15 protein-coding genes and 2 pseudogenes are annotated in these 16,229 nt (G+C 41.3%); 7 read left to right on the top strand and 10 right to left on the bottom strand.

Annotation, left to right across the window (positions count from 1 at the left end):
• Positions 1-385 precede the first annotated feature (385 nt).
• Positions 386-991 carry a LysE family translocator gene (locus tag FTU62_RS13285; protein ID WP_180023307.1) on the bottom strand — a complete coding sequence of 202 codons (606 nt, stop codon included), beginning with the start codon at positions 989-991 and terminating at the stop codon, positions 386-388.
• A gap of 113 nt (positions 992-1,104) precedes the next feature.
• Here FTU62_RS13285 and FTU62_RS13280 point away from each other — a divergent pair, with 113 nt between their 5' ends.
• A complete protein-coding gene (locus FTU62_RS13280; protein ID WP_078190405.1) occupies positions 1,105-1,599 on the top strand; it encodes an Lrp/AsnC family transcriptional regulator in 495 nt (164 codons plus the stop codon).
• Positions 1,600-2,063: 464 nt separating this feature from the next.
• Here the strand turns inward: FTU62_RS13280 and FTU62_RS13275 are convergent, their stop codons facing one another.
• From FTU62_RS13275 to FTU62_RS13240, 8 genes are all read right to left on the bottom strand, one after another.
• A complete protein-coding gene (locus FTU62_RS13275) occupies positions 2,064-2,435 on the bottom strand; it encodes a hypothetical protein (RefSeq protein WP_218948625.1) in 372 nt (123 codons plus the stop codon).
• A gap of 279 nt (positions 2,436-2,714) precedes the next feature.
• Positions 2,715-3,638, bottom strand: a complete 924-nt coding sequence (locus FTU62_RS13270; RefSeq protein WP_180003344.1) for a tyrosine recombinase XerC — start codon at positions 3,636-3,638, stop codon at positions 2,715-2,717.
• A gap of 71 nt (positions 3,639-3,709) precedes the next feature.
• Entirely contained in the window at positions 3,710-4,423 is a 714-nt protein-coding gene (locus FTU62_RS13265; protein WP_180102917.1) for an enhanced serine sensitivity protein SseB C-terminal domain-containing protein, read from the bottom strand.
• Positions 4,398-4,544 carry a hypothetical protein gene (locus tag FTU62_RS13260; RefSeq protein ID WP_180102916.1) on the bottom strand — a complete coding sequence of 49 codons (147 nt, stop codon included), beginning with the start codon at positions 4,542-4,544 and terminating at the stop codon, positions 4,398-4,400. The genes FTU62_RS13265 and FTU62_RS13260 overlap by 26 nt, the downstream gene beginning before the upstream one ends.
• Before the next feature lie 85 nt (positions 4,545-4,629).
• A complete protein-coding gene (dapF, locus tag FTU62_RS13255) occupies positions 4,630-5,475 on the bottom strand; it encodes a diaminopimelate epimerase (protein ID WP_111883917.1) in 846 nt (281 codons plus the stop codon).
• 13 nt (positions 5,476-5,488) lie between these two features.
• Complete coding sequence (lysA, locus tag FTU62_RS13250) at positions 5,489-6,733, bottom strand: diaminopimelate decarboxylase (protein ID WP_180034401.1); 1,245 nt, start codon at positions 6,731-6,733, stop codon at positions 5,489-5,491.
• A gap of 24 nt (positions 6,734-6,757) precedes the next feature.
• On the bottom strand, positions 6,758-6,967 hold the full coding sequence (locus tag FTU62_RS13245) for a lipoprotein (protein ID WP_372491094.1): 210 nt from the start codon (positions 6,965-6,967) through the stop codon (positions 6,758-6,760).
• A 344-nt stretch (positions 6,968-7,311) separates the two neighbouring features.
• Entirely contained in the window at positions 7,312-8,715 is a 1,404-nt protein-coding gene (locus tag FTU62_RS13240) for an amino acid permease (RefSeq protein WP_180102915.1), read from the bottom strand.
• 332 nt (positions 8,716-9,047) lie between these two features.
• On the opposite strand from FTU62_RS13240, the gene FTU62_RS13235 reads away from it, so the two are divergent.
• Positions 9,048-10,409: a sodium:alanine symporter family protein gene (locus FTU62_RS13235; protein WP_180102914.1), complete on the top strand. Its 1,362-nt coding sequence runs from the start codon at positions 9,048-9,050 to the stop codon at positions 10,407-10,409.
• A 240-nt stretch (positions 10,410-10,649) separates the two neighbouring features.
• Here FTU62_RS13235 and FTU62_RS13230 read toward each other — a convergent pair.
• Positions 10,650-11,006: pseudogene (locus FTU62_RS13230) on the bottom strand (hypothetical protein); the annotation flags it as partial.
• Positions 11,007-11,193: 187 nt separating this feature from the next.
• Between FTU62_RS13230 and radA the strand changes: the two are divergent.
• The 5 genes and pseudogenes from radA to FTU62_RS17475 all read left to right on the top strand — a co-directional run.
• Positions 11,194-12,582: a DNA repair protein RadA gene (gene radA, locus FTU62_RS13225; protein WP_180102913.1), complete on the top strand. Its 1,389-nt coding sequence runs from the start codon at positions 11,194-11,196 to the stop codon at positions 12,580-12,582.
• A 123-nt stretch (positions 12,583-12,705) separates the two neighbouring features.
• Entirely contained in the window at positions 12,706-13,707 is a 1,002-nt protein-coding gene (locus FTU62_RS13220) for a Tim44 domain-containing protein (RefSeq protein ID WP_078192078.1), read from the top strand.
• A 202-nt stretch (positions 13,708-13,909) separates the two neighbouring features.
• Positions 13,910-14,257, top strand: coding sequence for a hypothetical protein (locus FTU62_RS13215; protein WP_078192079.1), 348 nt, complete (start codon positions 13,910-13,912; stop codon positions 14,255-14,257).
• Between the two features lies 1 nt (position 14,258).
• The gene (locus tag FTU62_RS13210; RefSeq protein ID WP_180102912.1) at positions 14,259-16,007 is read left to right on the top strand and encodes a PepSY domain-containing protein; all 1,749 of its coding nucleotides are present in this window, start codon (positions 14,259-14,261) and stop codon (positions 16,005-16,007) included.
• Positions 16,004-16,105: pseudogene (locus tag FTU62_RS17475) on the top strand (DUF3325 domain-containing protein); the annotation flags it as partial. The gene FTU62_RS13210 and the pseudogene FTU62_RS17475, both read left to right, overlap by 4 nt.
• Between the last annotated feature and the right edge of the window lie 124 nt (positions 16,106-16,229).

Raw genomic sequence — 16,229 nt, 5'->3', positions numbered from 1 at the left:
TAATTTCCTTGAACTTATCGTTCACATTTTTTAGAGAATGGTTCAGTTATCCAAAAAAACGCATTATTCAGTTATTTTTTAAGCATTGATTTTTATTATTTTTTTACTTGATTTAGCTCATCAAAAGATCTGATTTAATATCAATTTTCGATCAATCTTTCTGAAATAGAGCTTTCCCTCTACACATTCGGCAACATATCTAAACTTGTCATTTAAGATAGAAGCATAATGAATTTAGCGTTCATTTCACTTTTCTGAAGCTAATTGGCGTGTTTTTCTCCTGTTCATATTCTTAATATCTGCCGATATTCAGCACATATAAAAAAACCTCCGCTTCCACGAAGGTTTTAGTTAAGGCATTTATTTCTATTTACATTTACTGTTTTTAATTGGCAATTAACCATGTCGCAGCAAGAGCCAATAAACCGCCTGATGTACCATCGATCCACTTTTGTTTGCGTTCATCAATTTGAGTTTTTTGTGTAATACGTGCAAAGACCACACTTAAACTACAATACACCACAAAAATCAGCCCAATAAAAATGAAGGACAAAATCAAACCTTGGCTCACAGTATTCGCTGATTTATCGATAAATTGCGGCAAAATTGCAAAATATATCAACATTCCTTTCGGGTTCAGTAAAGCCGTAAAAAAGCCTTTTTTAATCGGGTTGGACGCTGACTTTTTCTCAATACTTAATTTTTTACTGCTAAATACTGAACGCAGTAAATGCGTTGCCAAATATAAAAGATAAGCAATCCCCAACCAGCGGATTGTTTCAAACAGTAGTGGAAATGACACGATAATCGCAGCAATACCCAATGCCACCAAAATCGAGTGAACCAAGTAACCTGAGCATACCCCCACTGTTGCCATCATGCCTGCTTTTGCATCCTTACCCATCACTTGTGACAGGATAAAAAGCATATCGGGTCCTGGTGTGAAAATAAGGGGAATTACCGTTAAGGCAAACAAAGCAAATACAGACATTTCAATTTTCCCTTTCTATGTCCTGAAAGTGAAATTAGTATGTTTGAATCGCTTTAAAATAGGATATCAAATATTCTATAATAGATATTATTTTTAGAATTATATTCTATTTTATGAAGACATCTTCTAAGTCAATTCTAGTTAAACTAGATCGTATTGATAAAAATATCATTCGCGCACTTCAAAATAATGGCCGCATGCAAAATAATGACTTAGCCAAGGAAATTGGACTCTCGCCTTCTTCTTGTTTACGTCGGGTCAAATTACTCGAAGAAGCAGGTGTGATTCAGAATTACACCACCGTGGTCGATCCACAAAAGATTGGCTTTCAATTGATTTTATTCTCTCGTATTTGGTTGACTGGGCAAGATGCTGAAACCATCGATACTTTTATCGAAGCGATGAAAGAACTTCCTCAAGTCATGGAGTGCTACATTATTTTGGGTGAGTGCGATGCAATGCTCAAAGTAGTGGTGCCTGACCTAGAAAGTTACCGCAAATTTCAGTCTACTCACTTAACCAAGAAAAATGGCATCACCAGTGTAAAGACTGATTTACCAAGCCAAATCATCAAACAAAGCTTCCAGTTACCGTTAGAAGATTTATAAACAGAAATTGGTCTGCCAAGAAACAACTCAAGCATCAGAAACGACGAGGCTGATACTACAAGCTTGGCAATGTAGTGACGGATTACCTTCACAGCCTCGAATGCAAATATCTAGCTATGCGGTATTTCATTATATTTTAAGCAAAGAAAAATAATGATTTGCGGCACATTTGCAGCAATTGAATAGGAAATATCTAGGAGGTCTTTGAGCTCAATTGCTCAAGTGGGAAAACAATTGATTGGATTGACAGGCTCTCGCTATCAAAACTGAACAAATTGAATCAATAGCAGCGAAACGGATTGGCATTTAGAGATTTTTGTTTAGGCAACTAAGCTATGCAAAGAAGATCAACACTCTAATGCTCTGCTCACAAGCATCTCAACATGTCATGGAGCGGGTGATATAAGGGCTAAACATCCAAAACCAATGAAGATAGCCCATGAGTTGTTTATTTGACCAATGGTTTAGGCTGGCTGATTTTCCAAAAAGTCACGATGGATGTGGCTTAGGTCAATAAGTTCATACTTTGCCAAATTAAAAATACGCCAAATGGTGAGGGCATCTTCTTTACTGTCAAATTTCGCAGTTGCTTTATTGGTAAGCTGCCATTGTTTATCCGAAATCCAAATAAAGTATTGGCCCGTCTTCGCATTAAACGCCTGAACTTTACCATCGGCATTAATCCCTTGTAGCTGCGCACCTTCAGGCAATACAGCTTCTACTTCAGGCAAACTGATTTCAACAAAGTGTTTGATCTGGCGTAAGCCGTATCCTGCAAAAATTTCTTTTTGCTGACCATTTAACTGGTCATATTTTTCTTGAATATCTGAAATCATGGTATGGCCTATATATTTTTAACGGTACAGCAATTTAGTAAATGGCGAATTTCACTTCAGCACTTACGTCAATTCAATAATGGACAATTTTTATACCCGATAATTTGAATTTTTATAATGCGACAATAGTTCAAAATGTCGGTCAATTTTACCAATATTTTTTCACATCCTTATTTAATTTTCATGAAGTAGACCACTTTAGGATAAAAAATGTGAAATATAGCCTGTGTATTTAAGCAAAATTTAGACCACTGAGTACCAAAGTCGTTTTTGCAATTGTTACGAATCTTTATGCTGTGCCCTTGGATGGGCCTGATCATAAACTTGTGCCAATCGATCAAAATCCACATGGGTATAAATTTGTGTAGTGGTTAAATTACTATGCCCCAACATTTCTTGTACAGCACGCAAGTCACCGCTATTGGACAACATATGGCTAGCGAAGCAATGTCGTAATAAATGCGGATGTAAATCGACATTTACACCTGCACGTCGAGCTTGAAATTTAACTCGATTTTCTATTTGTCTTACCCCCAGTGGATTACCTTTTTGAGTGATAAAAACTTGGGCTTCTGGGACAAAATCACCATGCCATGCAGGATATAATTGCAACCAATGCATCACAGCCTCTTTGGCTTTAGAACCAAAAGGTACAATGCGCGTTTTATTCCCTTTACCCGTAATACGTAACAGTTGGCGATTAAAATCAATATCTCGAATGGTTAAGCCCTGCACTTCAGCCAGACGTAAACCACTTGAATATAGCAGCTCCAAAATCGCTTTATCACGTATCCAAAGCTGCCGTTGAGTTTCACTTTCTGGCTCAGGCTGTTCCATGATTTGTTTAATGGTTTCAATATCGACCAATCCAGGTAAAGGACGTGATTGGCGTTTGAGCTGAAAATCATCTGCAGGATTAAAATTGAGATAATTTCCTTGTTCTGCCCATTTCATAAATTGGCGTATCGAAGATAACATGCGCTGCAAACTACTTGGACTGAGCTGAAACTGTTCCACTTTATGAGCAACAAATTCACGCAGATCTGACTTTTCAACATCATGCAGTGGCAAGTTGCGTATTGTACAAAATTGGAGAAAATCACTGACATCACGCTCATACGCTTGCAATGTATGTTTAGACTGATTTTGAATTTCACGTTCCTTCAACCACATAGTCAGTAGTTGACTCTGATCCATCGTCATCTGTCTTCTCCCATTTCAACATGTGCTTAAGCGTTGCAGTACGTTCACTAAAGCGATTTTACATATCTGTTTTATGAAAAGAGTCTAGCAAAGAACCCCTTAGGCTTACCATCAACACGTTGGTAAAAAGCTTGCGTTTCATTAAGCAAATACCCTTCTACACCATCCACACTGTGCGTATTGACATGGATTAAATCCACTGGGCATTGCTCTTTAAAACTATCCTGTGTGATACGACCAATTTTACTGTGTAAATCTTGAATTTGTTGTTCAGATAATCCTGCTTCTAAATCTAATCCGATCAGCAAAGTTGGTGAATCATCTCGAGCTTCATTCAGCATTTGCGCTAAATAGGCAGCTTTTACCACACGCTCTGTGCCGAAAAAAATGCTTAATTGATCAATCATAAACTGCGGATATTCCGCTGGCTGACCAATTAAAACTTCCGTATCTTCCGTAACTTCATAGTTTTCTGAGGGCTGAATATACTGCCCGTTCAGCAAATGTTGAATTTCTTCTGGTACAAAGTCCTTCGTTGCATCTGGTGATTGTGGATTCAATACAAGCCTTGCCCCCATGGTCATTTCAAATAATGCCTTGGTTGGTAGCCGGATATGCGACTCCTCTTCAGATATTGCCAACCGCATTTTTTCCAAAGAAGTAAAAAACGGGATGACGCAATCATAAGTTTCATCTTCCCATGATTTCAATTGAACACTGTCGCCTTCATCCAAGATCAAAGCTTCGGCAATACGTGAATCACGTCCCCCCTGTTGTTCCCACACAATACACATTGGCCGCTAATAATTGAGCTAAAAATTCGGGTCGATACGCAGGTTCATGTAAAGCTTTATGAAAAAGTTGCTCTAAGATTTCTTCTTTTATTTCTTCGTTTATTTGTTCCATGTTGACTACAATCCCATTGAATTATAATTTTTTATTCACTTTTTATTTTATGAAAAAAAGCCCTGAATGGATCAGGGCTTTGATTTTAACCTTGGAAGTAGCTTAAATCTAAGCGTCCTTCGTAAACTGTTGCAGTTGGTCCAGTCATCCAGACTACACCACCTTCTTGCCACTCAATTTGCAGCTTACCACCTGCCAACTCTATTTCGACCGAATTGGCTAATAAGCCACGACGCATACCTGATACTGCCGCTGCACAAGCACCTGTACCACAGGCCATGGTTTCACCGACACCACGTTCAAATACACGTAGGCGTGCATGTTTCTCATCCACAATTTGCATGAAGCCAGCATTTACACGCTGTGGAAAACGCTCATGCGATTCGACTTGTGGACCAATTTTAGCGACGTCTGCAGTAATGACATCAGGAACGATCGTCACTGCATGCGGATTACCCATACTCACTACATCAATGGTGAGTTGTTCATTATTCGCCAATGCAATGTCGTATAAGTTTTCAGGCTCTTCCGCAATAAATGGTATTTCATGCGGCAAAAAGCGTGGATAACCCATATTAACGCGCACCCAACCATTCGCACCTAATTCAGGCTCTACGATACCTGACTTGGTTTGTACTTTGATTTTGGTTTTGCTGGTCAACTTACGTTCATGCACAAAGCGCGCAAAACAACGAACGCCATTACCGCATTGTTCAACTTCCGAACCATCCGCATTAAAAATACGGTATTTAAAATCGACGTTGGGTAAATCTGGTGGTTCTACAATCAAAAGCTGATCAAAACCAATACCAAAATGACGGTCGGCCAAACGCTGAATCGTCACTGTATCTAAATAAGCCCGTTGGCTAATTAGATCGACCACCATAAAATCATTGCCAAGGCCATGCATTTTGGTAAATTCTAATAACATCTCGAATTTCTCCTTAAGGCAATAAACGTTCACGTTCCCATAATGATTCGATGGTTTCACGCTCACGAATCAAATGAGACTGATCACCATCAACCATCACTTCAGCAGCACGTCCGCGGCTGTTGTAGTTTGAACTCATGACAAAACCATAAGCACCCGCACCCAATACTGCAAGCACGTCATTTTCTTGAATCGCCAACTGACGTTGCTTACCGAGGAAATCGCCAGTTTCGCAAATCGCACCAACCACATCCCAGTCTTTTTTTTCTGTATCAGTACGAGGCGTTACTTCCTGAATATCCATCCATGCTTCATATAAAGCAGGACGGATTAAGTCGTTCATTGCGGCATCAATAATGGCAAAATTACGATGATTGGTCGGTTTGAGCAAATCAACTTTGGTTAACAACACACCTGCATTTGCAGAAATACTACGCCCCGGCTCCATATATACCTTAAGGCCTAATTTCTCTAAAGCTGGACGCATTGCCTGAGCATATTCTTCAACGGTAGGCGGAACTTCGTCTTTGTACGTTACGCCTAAGCCACCACCGATATCGATGTGTTTTAGCTGAATACCCATCTCTTTCAGTTGATTGATCATCACAATGACACGATCAAGTGCATCAACAAAAGGCTGAGTTTCAGTCAACTGTGAACCGATATGACAATCAATCCCGACAATCTCAAGATTTGGCAACGACGCCGCATACGCATAGGTGTCAAAAACGCTGTCTGAAGGAATACCGAATTTATTTTCTTTTAAACCTGTAGAGATATAAGGATGGGTTTTGGCATCCACATCTGGATTTACACGCAATGAAATCGGTGCTTTCTTACCCATTGCCGCAGCAACTTTTTGGATTCGATCTAGCTCTGCATGAGATTCCACGTTAAAACATGCAATACCCACGTCCAACGCTTTTTGGATATCGGCTTCAGTTTTACCCAAACCAGAGAATACAATTTTAGAAGCTTCACCACCGGCTTTTAATACACGTGCGAGTTCACCACCCGTCACGATATCAAAACCAGCGCCCTGCTTGGCAAGTACGTTTAACACCGCAAGATTAGAGTTTGACTTTACCGCAAAACAAATTTGATGGTCGATAAAGCTAAATGCACGATCCATATCTGAATAATGCTTTTCAAAAGTAGCTTTTGAATAAACATAAAGCGGTGTGCCATATTGCTGTGCAAGCTGTTGTAAAGAACATTGCTCTGCATGCAATACCCCATTCGTACGGGTGAAACTCATGAAAGTATCCTTTCTATAAAAGCATTAAGGTGTAGGGTTAGAATTTGAAGATTCCGATTCAGTTGCAACAGGAGCCGCTTGTTTTTCCTGCTTTTGCTGTGCAGGCGTATCTGGATAAATCAGATATTTTGCGCGCTTATCTGCATTTGCATCTGAAGGTAAATGCAATGCACCAGACTGACCACAAGCGGTCAGCAGCACAGCACTTGCTAATACAATAATTTTATAATTCATAAAACGATACATAAACGTACCTAATGAAAAGATTTTTCCGAGTATAACGTGATCAACCCGCGGATAAAAGAAAAGCCCTGTAATTCCAAGTGAGCTTTTTGCCATTCTGCACTAAATTTAAGCAAAATTTGATGGTGCTGTTTTCAATCCTTATTTGTCTTTATTTCTAGCTCGATCAGGCTATTGATTTCACTGAAATAGCATATCAATTTGAATGCTGTTTAATACAAATCGAAACGCTAATAAACAGTCTGTTTTAACTTAAAATAAGTCCATATCCAAATAAAAAAGCTGCCCCCTCAGGAGCAGCTATTTATGTTTTTACATCAGATCAAAAATGTAAATTAATGGTGCTTTTTCCTATAAAAACCGAAATAGCCAATAATCAATATGATGAACCAAATCGGGCTCACCATGAGCGCTTTCATGGTATCTGCTTCTAGCGACAAGACATAAATCATGCCGATGAAGAAGATAATCACGAGCCAACAGGTATATAAACCACCCGGTAGTTTAAAGGTTGATTTCGCATGCAGCTCAGGACGAGTTTTATAGTAAACGATATAGCTCCAGATAATCATGAGCCATACGCAGATAAATAAAATCGTAGACAGTGTAGTTGCTAAAGTGAAGGCTTCAACCGTGTTCGGAACGAAATACTGTAATGCAGCACCCAACAGCAAACAAACTGCCGAGAAATATAACGCATTTGCAGGAACTGCACGTGAGTTTAGACGACCAAACGCTTTTGGACCTTGCTCTTCACGAGATAAACCAAACAACATACGTGAAGTCGAGAACACACCACTATTCATCGATGACATAACTGATGACAACACCACCAAGTTCATAATAATCGCAGCAGCAGCAATACCGGCTTGGCTAAACAAGTTCACGAATGGTGAAATGCTTGGGTCAATGGCATTCCATGGCGTAACGGACATCACAATCACAAGTGCCAGCACATAGAAAATAATGATACGAATCGGAATCGAGTTCACAGCTTTAGGCAAGTTGTGTTCTGGATCTTTGGTTTCTGCTGCCGTAGTACCCACGAGTTCTACGCCGACAAAGGCAAAAATGGCGATTTGGAAACCTGCCAAGAAGCCAGTTACTCCTGTTGGGAATAGACCACCATGTGACCATAAATGTGTGAATGATGCGATTTCACCTGTCGATGAGGTAAAACCGGTAAAGATCATCCAAAGACCGACACCAATGAGCACCACGATTGCAATAATCTTAATCAGTGCAAACCAAAACTCTAATTCACCAAAAAGTTTAACCGTAACAAGGTTTAAACCCATGATAAAAACAATGGCGGCAACACTGATCATCACCCCTTCTTCGGGCGAGAACGGGTTACCTCCATTAAAGAATTGCAGGTAATAAATGATGGCCGATAAATCAGCAATCCCTATAGTGATCCAGCACAGCCAATAGGTCCAACCCACAAAATAACCTGCCCACGGGCCGATTAAGTCGGTTGCAAAATCGATAAAAGATTTATATTCAAGATTTGATAGTAATAACTCGCCTAATGCACGCATGACGAGGAAAACCATAAAACCAATAATCATATAGATAATAAGGATGGACGGACCAGCTAAACTGATGGTCTTTCCTGACCCCATAAATAAACCTGTACCAATCGCACCACCAATCGCAATCAATTGCAGGTGTCGGTTGGACAAGCTTCGTTTCAAATCGCCGCTATCAGCGTGCGATCCATGAATTTCATTTGACATTATTTAATTCAACTTCGCGTTCCAATTGCGACAAATTAACGTAAAAATTTCAGAAAATACAAAATTATTTCTCATCATCTATATTTTCGGATTAAGTGACAAAGTTAATTTATTTTTCTTATATATAAAAATCTTAGCGCCAATTCACATTTTAAAGCGACCAATAAAACAACAATTTACTTGTAATAACTTAAATTTTATGCAAAAAATATTTTATCAACGATAAAAATTTATGCCAAAAATCATGGAAGTTTCTAACAATGGCATATCAATTGCTACAGATATCAAAAATGTAGCATTCACTCACTCAGGGCCGATAAGAAGAAGATACTATGCAAGAAATTCAAAATATCATGGAAACACTCAGTGGATGGGTCTGGGGCCCGTACATGTTGGTCCTCATTGTCGGAACAGGTGTATTCCTCACCTTCCGACTACTTTTCTGGCAATTTCGCATGTTGCCTTTCGCATTCAAACAAGTCTTTGGCAAGCATCCTAAAGCCAATCAACATGATGGCGATATTTCTCATTTCGCCTCACTTATGACCGCACTTTCTGCCACCATTGGTACAGGTAATATTGCCGGTGTAGCCACCGCTTGTGTGCTCGGTGGTCCGGGCGCAGTGTTTTGGATGTGGATAACCGCGCTCTTTGGTATGGCAACCAAATATGGTGAAGGTGTACTCGCTGTAAAGTTTCGTCATAAAAATGAAAATGGCGAAATGAACGGTGGTCCGATGTATTACATCGAACGTGGACTTGGGCCTAAGTGGAAATGGTTGGCAGTGGTATTTGCCCTATTTGGTACTTTGGCATCCTTTGGTATTGGGAGCTCAGTACAGTCCAATACTGTCGCGCTTGCTGTGCAAAACAGCTTAGGGATCAGCACACTCACCACTGCAATCGTCATCACCATATTCTCTGCCCTCGTTATTTTAGGCGGCATCAAATCCATTTCTAAAGCCTCTTCATTTATTGTTCCAATTATGGCGGTAGGTTATGTATTGGGTGGCTTAATCATTATTTTCACCAACCTTGAATTGGTGATCCCTGCACTAAAAATGATCTTTAGCTATGCATTTACGGGCGAAGCTGCTGCGGGTGGTGCGATTGGTGCTGCGATTCGTTATGGTGTGGCACGTGGTGTATTCTCTAATGAAGCAGGTATGGGCTCAGCACCTATTGCCGCTGCGGCTGCAAAAACTGACCACCCAGCACGTCAAGGTCTTGTCTCTATGACAGGTACGTTCTTAGACACCATCATTGTTTGCTCAATTACAGGTATCGTACTGGTGATGGGCTTCATCATGGCAGGACAAAGCTTTGGTGATCAAACGGGTGCCGTATTAACGATCAGTGTTTTTGACAAACTACTTCCGGGCTTCGGTGGTTGGGTCGTGACTTTCGGTATTATTTTCTTCGCTTATTCAACCATTCTGGGTTGGAGCTATTATGGTGAAAAATGCTGTACTTACCTGTTAGGTGAAAAATCAGTAATGATTTATCGCTTAATTTACATCACATCAGTCTTTGTCGGCTGTGTCGTAACACTTGATCTCGTTTGGCTATTTGCCGATACCTTTAACGGTTTGATGGCTGCACCAAACTGTATTGCACTGTTATTGCTCTCAGGCATCATTGTAAAAGAATCGAAAGATTTTATTGAACGTCGTAAATCAGGTGAATTGTACTAATCCCCTGCTAAACAAAAAGCCACGTGAATTCACGTGGCTTTTTTATTCGGACTGAAAATCAATATTTACTTATTGAATCGTGCCAATTTGACCATCATCAAATTTGTCGTTTTTCGTCTTGCTTTCATTGGCCGCTTCATCTTTTGGATCTAATTCAGCATCTTCAATAAAGCCTTCACCAAATTGGTCACCAAACTCATTTTCAGCATATTCAGAATCTACAGCACTGGCTTCCATCAGATCAGCTTCGATTTCTAGGGCAATTTCCAAAGATAAAGAAAAGAACAATACCCCCTGAATTTTCATGTTCCCTTGTTCATCTTCAAGGTATTCACTGAGGGTTTTATATGCAGGGCTGCTTTCATCAAAAGGCACGTCAAGGTATAAATCACCTGTATAACTATCGATTAAAGACTCACCTTCTAGCCCCATACAAGGGAAATAGTCTATATTTTGCAGGTCAAACCAGTGCATAACATCATTACGCACCGTATTTTTTTCAGGATGTTGATGATCATATTCTTCAAAATGCACAAATAACACATCACGATTTTTTTCACGTGCGATGGCATCGATATGTCGTAATAGTTCAGTCATGTGGTGACCCATTTCAAAAAATATAATGCGCTATTATAAAGTGCTTACTATGTAAAAAAGTGCAGCTCTTGAAAATAAAACGACATCAATTGACCTTCATCAGTCATTTCATGCGATAAAAACTTGGTTTTTCAATGTATTCACCGCTATGCTGTGACTCAATTTGAGTTTGTGCACAGTAAATATTATGGCGAAAGCAAAAAGTGTCTATCGATGTGAACAATGTGGTGCTGATCATTCCAAATGGGCCGGTCAATGTACCGAATGTGGTGAATGGAATTCATTAGTCGAAGTCAATATTGCACCCGCCGTTACACACCGTGCACAGCCTAAAATGGGCGGTGGCTATGCAGGTCAAGCTGCTGCTGTGACCACCTTAAATCAAGTTTCAGTTTCGCATGAAACTCGAATGGCAACAGGTATTGGTGAATTTGACCGTGTGCTCGGCGGTGGACTGGTCACAGGTTCAGTAGTGCTGATTGGTGGTGACCCCGGCATTGGTAAATCCACTATTTTGCTACAAACCGCAACCTATATGGCGGCGAGTAAAAGTTCTGCCTTATATGTCACTGGTGAGGAATCTTTGTCTCAAGTGGCTCTACGTGCCCAGCGCCTAGATTTGCCGACCGATCAACTCAAAGTCATGGCCGAAACCTGTGTCGAGCGTATTTGTGAAGTTTTGGCACATGAACGCCCTGCCGTTGCCATTTTAGATTCGATCCAAACCCTATACACCGAGACACTCCAGTCTGCGCCGGGCGGTGTTTCCCAAATTCGTGAATCGGCTGCACTCCTGACTCGCTTTGCCAAAAATAGTGGCACTGCACTGTTTATTGTCGGTCACGTAACGAAAGAAGGTTCTTTGGCAGGCCCTCGCGTGCTTGAGCACATGGTCGATTGTGTTTTGTATTTTGAAGGTCAGTCTGACTCGCGCTTCCGTATGATTCGTGCAGTGAAAAACCGTTTTGGTGCAGTCAACGAGCTTGGTGTATTTGGCATGACCGATAAAGGTCTGCGCGAGGTATCAAACCCATCCGCTATTTTTCTGAGTCGTTATGATGAAGCCATTCCGGGTTCCATTGTCATGATTAGCCGTGAAGGTACACGTCCACTTTTAGTTGAAGTTCAGGCTTTGGTAGATGATGCGCACGGACAACCTCGACGCGTGGCCTTAGGTTTAGAACAAAACCGTTTAAACATGCTTTTAGCCGTTATGCACCGTCATGGTGGCGTACAAACTGCAGGACAAGATGTCTATGTCAATGTCGTGGGTGGTTTAAAAATCACTGAAACCGGTTCTGACCTTGCGGTACTTTTAGCCTGCGCCTCTAGCTTAAGAGCTAAAGCCCTGCCACAGCATTTGGCAGTATTTGGTGAAGTCGGCCTTTCAGGCGAAATCCGCCCTGTACCCAATGGACAAGAACGACTCAAAGAAGCCATTAAGCATGGTTTTAAAACCATTATTTTACCGCGTGGGAATGCACCGCAAAAACCGATTTCAGGTGTAGAAATTATTTCTGTCGCACGTTTACATGAGGCGTTGAGTCAGGCAATTACGCTGACCGATGAGTCTTAGTCACGTTGATTCGTTTATTTTGAATGAATTTTCAATTTTTTACCGATGTTCTATTGAAATTCAGTACAAATGGCGGCATAACTAGATGGCTATTTTAAATTTATATAGATATAGGAAAATTTGATGGAAGTTCGACAGCGTGGTTTGATGACTGCTCTTTTAACAGCAGCCCTTTTGGTAGCGCCGATTGCAGAAGCGAAACGTGCCGGTGGTGGTAAAAGCCATGGTATGAGCCGTCAAGCTGCTCCAACTCAGTCTTATCAGCAACCTCGTCAATCTGCTCCTGTTCAACAGCCTGCAACTGCTGGCGCTCCAGCAAAATCTGGCTCGAATGTGGGCGGAATGGTTGCTGCTGGTGTGGCTGGTGCTGCAATTGGTGCAGTCGCTGCAAATGCGATGGCCGATGACAATAACGGTCAAGCAGCTTCTGAAGCGCAAGCTCAACAACAGGAAGAGAAAGGTGGTATTCCAGGATGGATCTGGATTTTACTTGCCGCTGCTGTTGCCTTCTTCATTTTCCGTAAGATGGGCGCAAAAAAAAAACTAGCCGCTAACAATCCGTATGCGCCAAACAGCGGTGCAAACAATGCACCGTTTGGTCAGCAAAATGCTGCACCTCGTGCAGGTAATGACAATACGAATATTTTTGGTAATTCTGTGGGCGGTAATTCAGCAGCTTCAAATGCTCCATTTGGTGCAGCTGCAGCAACGAACGCGCCTTTTGGTGCTGCCTATACCAACAGCGGCAATCAATTGCCTGATGGTACAGAGCCAGCAACATTTTTACGTGTTGCACGTCAGCGTTTTAACCACATTCAATCGATGAATACGGCAAGCAACATTTCTGAAATTCAGCGTTACTTAACACCTGATCTTTACCAGTCTATGTATAACGACATTATGGCGAATAAAGATGAAGACGTTGCTGAGTTTTCTAACTTAAATGCTATGGTGGTCGATTCTGCTAACGAAAATGGTCAATACGTTGTAAGTGTGCGTTTTACAGGTACGGTAAGTGAAGACTTAAATAGCCTGCCACAGCCATTTGCTGAAGTATGGCATTTTGTTAAACCTGCGGGTTCTGATCAAGACTGGTTGGTTGCAGGCATTCAACAAGAGCAATAATGTAGACAATTAAGCATTCTTGCATTCTAAAATAGCGACTTCGGTCGCTATTTTTTCGCCTTTAATTCCCCTCTTTTTAAATCAATTTCCACTCAGCATGCTGAAAAATCAATAATTTTGTGAATACATTATTCTAATTATTAATAATAATTGTTATCATTTAGATTAACTTTAATACAATTTCCAAGCGCTTAAGTATTTTATGAATAGCTCACCACCTGAGGCACTCGTGACACCCCTCACATCTGCGCTGCCTAAAACGCGTAAAGACACCCCCTCTCTATTGACCTATCGCTTGATGATTTTCTATCGCTTTGCCCTCGCTTTAGTGGGCGGATATGTTGTCGCGATGCTATCGGCCATCGTGATTGCAGATGTGTTTAGCGAAGACCGTGGAAGTGCAGCCATGAGTGCAACTTTAATTGCATTTATCCTGTGGAGCTGTGCATTTATTTGGGTCTTTATGGTGAATAAAACCCTCAAAGCAACTTTAGGCATTGTGATCCCTGCGGTGTGTTTGTATGCCATTTACATGATGATGGGAAGCTAAAATGCGTGTTGATGCAAAAGTAGAGGGACCGCGCCAGTCCATGTCTTGGCTGCATACATGGGCTAGCCTAATCTTAGGTTGGTTGCTGTATGCTATTTTCCTGACCGGAACCCTAAGCTTCTTTAAAAATGAAATCAATGTCTGGATGACACCTGAGCTGCATCAATCTGTTCCAGCCAGTTCACAAGTCCAACAAACTCAAGTTGCACTGAATTATTTACAACAAAATCATCCGAATGCAGGTGCTTGGAATATTTTGCTGCCGAATACGCGTCAAAATGCCACATTAATTACCGTTCGTGAACAAGGTGAAGACCCTCGCGCACGCCGTGGTGGTAAACAAATCTACATTGATAGTGCTACAGGTGAAGTGCTTGAGCCGCGCGATACGCGTGGTGGTAATTTTCTCTATCGTTTCCATTTCGAACTTTATGGTATGCCACGTATGTGGACGCGATGGTTTGTCGGTATAGCGACACTGTTGATGTTAGTTGCCATCATTAGTGGTGTGATTACTCATAAAAAAATCTTTAAAGATTTCTTTACCTTCCGCTCAGGCAAAGGACAACGTTCTTGGCTCGATGCACATAATGCAACCGCAGTATTTGCGCTCCCCTTCCACATCATGATCACCTTTAGTGGCCTGTTGCTACTGTTATTTACGATCATGCCTTGGGGGATTGAGCGTATTTATGAAAACCGGGGACAATTTTTACAAGAACAAAATCGTGCCTTAGTTCAGGAAAATAAACCTGAAGGACGTGAATCTGCTCAAGGACGCGAAGAACGTGGCCAACGTCTACAACAAGCTCGTGCTAATTCTGCACAAAACCAAGGCGAAAATCGTGCTGATGGTGGTGAAGGTCGAGGAGATCGTCGCTCTAAACGTCAAGAACAACCTATCGTTGCTGCGCCGTTGACCAACTTAGCACCAATCGTGACTGCGGTTCAGGCTGAATGGAAAACTAATCCTATTAGTACCGTTAGCATCATTGCACCGAATACAGACCAAGCTAAAATTGAACTACGTGCCTTACATGGTGAAAGTGTCGCGTATCGAAATGTCTATGCAAGCAAACAATTTGATGGCGTAACAGGCAAAGACTTAACTGACGAAAGTGCCAAGTTAAAGCACCCTTCTGTACCGATGGGTATTTACAATGTAGTGACCACGCTACATGAAGCACGCGGTGTAGACTTAGCTCTACGTTGGCTGCTCTTTATTTCAGGGATTGTAGGCACCCTGATGGTCGCTACAGGTCTCATTCTGTGGTGTGTAAAACGTGCGCCGCAACAGCAAAAACAAGGCTTTAAATCATTTGGCTACCGCACGGTTGAAGTGACCAATATTGCAGCGATTATTGGTTTACCCATTGCCTGTGCAGCATTTTTCTATGCCAACCGTTTTATTCCAGCACAGCTTGAAAACCGCTCGGAATTAGAAATTCGTAGTTTCTTTATTGTTTGGCTACTAACGCTTATTTATGCGATGTTCCGTACGCATCGTCAAGCGTGGCTGGAACTTTTAGCATTTGCCACAGCAATTTTTGCCTTACTGCCGATTGTAAACTTCATGACTGGAGGTCAACCGCTTTGGAATACCATGGCAAATGGCCAATGGATGATTGCATCCTTTGACCTTGCAATGTGGCTTTTGGCTATCTTTTTTGCCTATTCATTTTACAAAGTGAAAAAGCATAAAGGACTGCCTGTTAAAAAAGCGCGTGCCACAAAGGAGGCTGAAGCATGATGTTCTTTCTCCTGATTTGGGCATTGAGTAGCTTAGGTTTTTTTGCCTTGGCATGCAGCATGTCTAAACATCAAAAGCAGTTTTACAGCAAAGAGCTCTGTACACGACAAATTTCACAGAACCCTTATCCTATCAGGATTCTGCTTTCTTAAAATTGCCAAAATTTCCTTAAACTCTTCTTTTTTCCCAAAACCAATTAAACGCTGAATCGCCATTTGAACA

The organism is Acinetobacter sp. YH12126 (assembly GCF_013418745.1).
GTDB classification, from domain to species: Bacteria; Pseudomonadota; Gammaproteobacteria; order Pseudomonadales; family Moraxellaceae; genus Acinetobacter; species Acinetobacter amyesii.
Note: the sequence above shows the minus strand (reverse complement) of the source record. Positions and strands in the feature narration are given on the sequence as shown.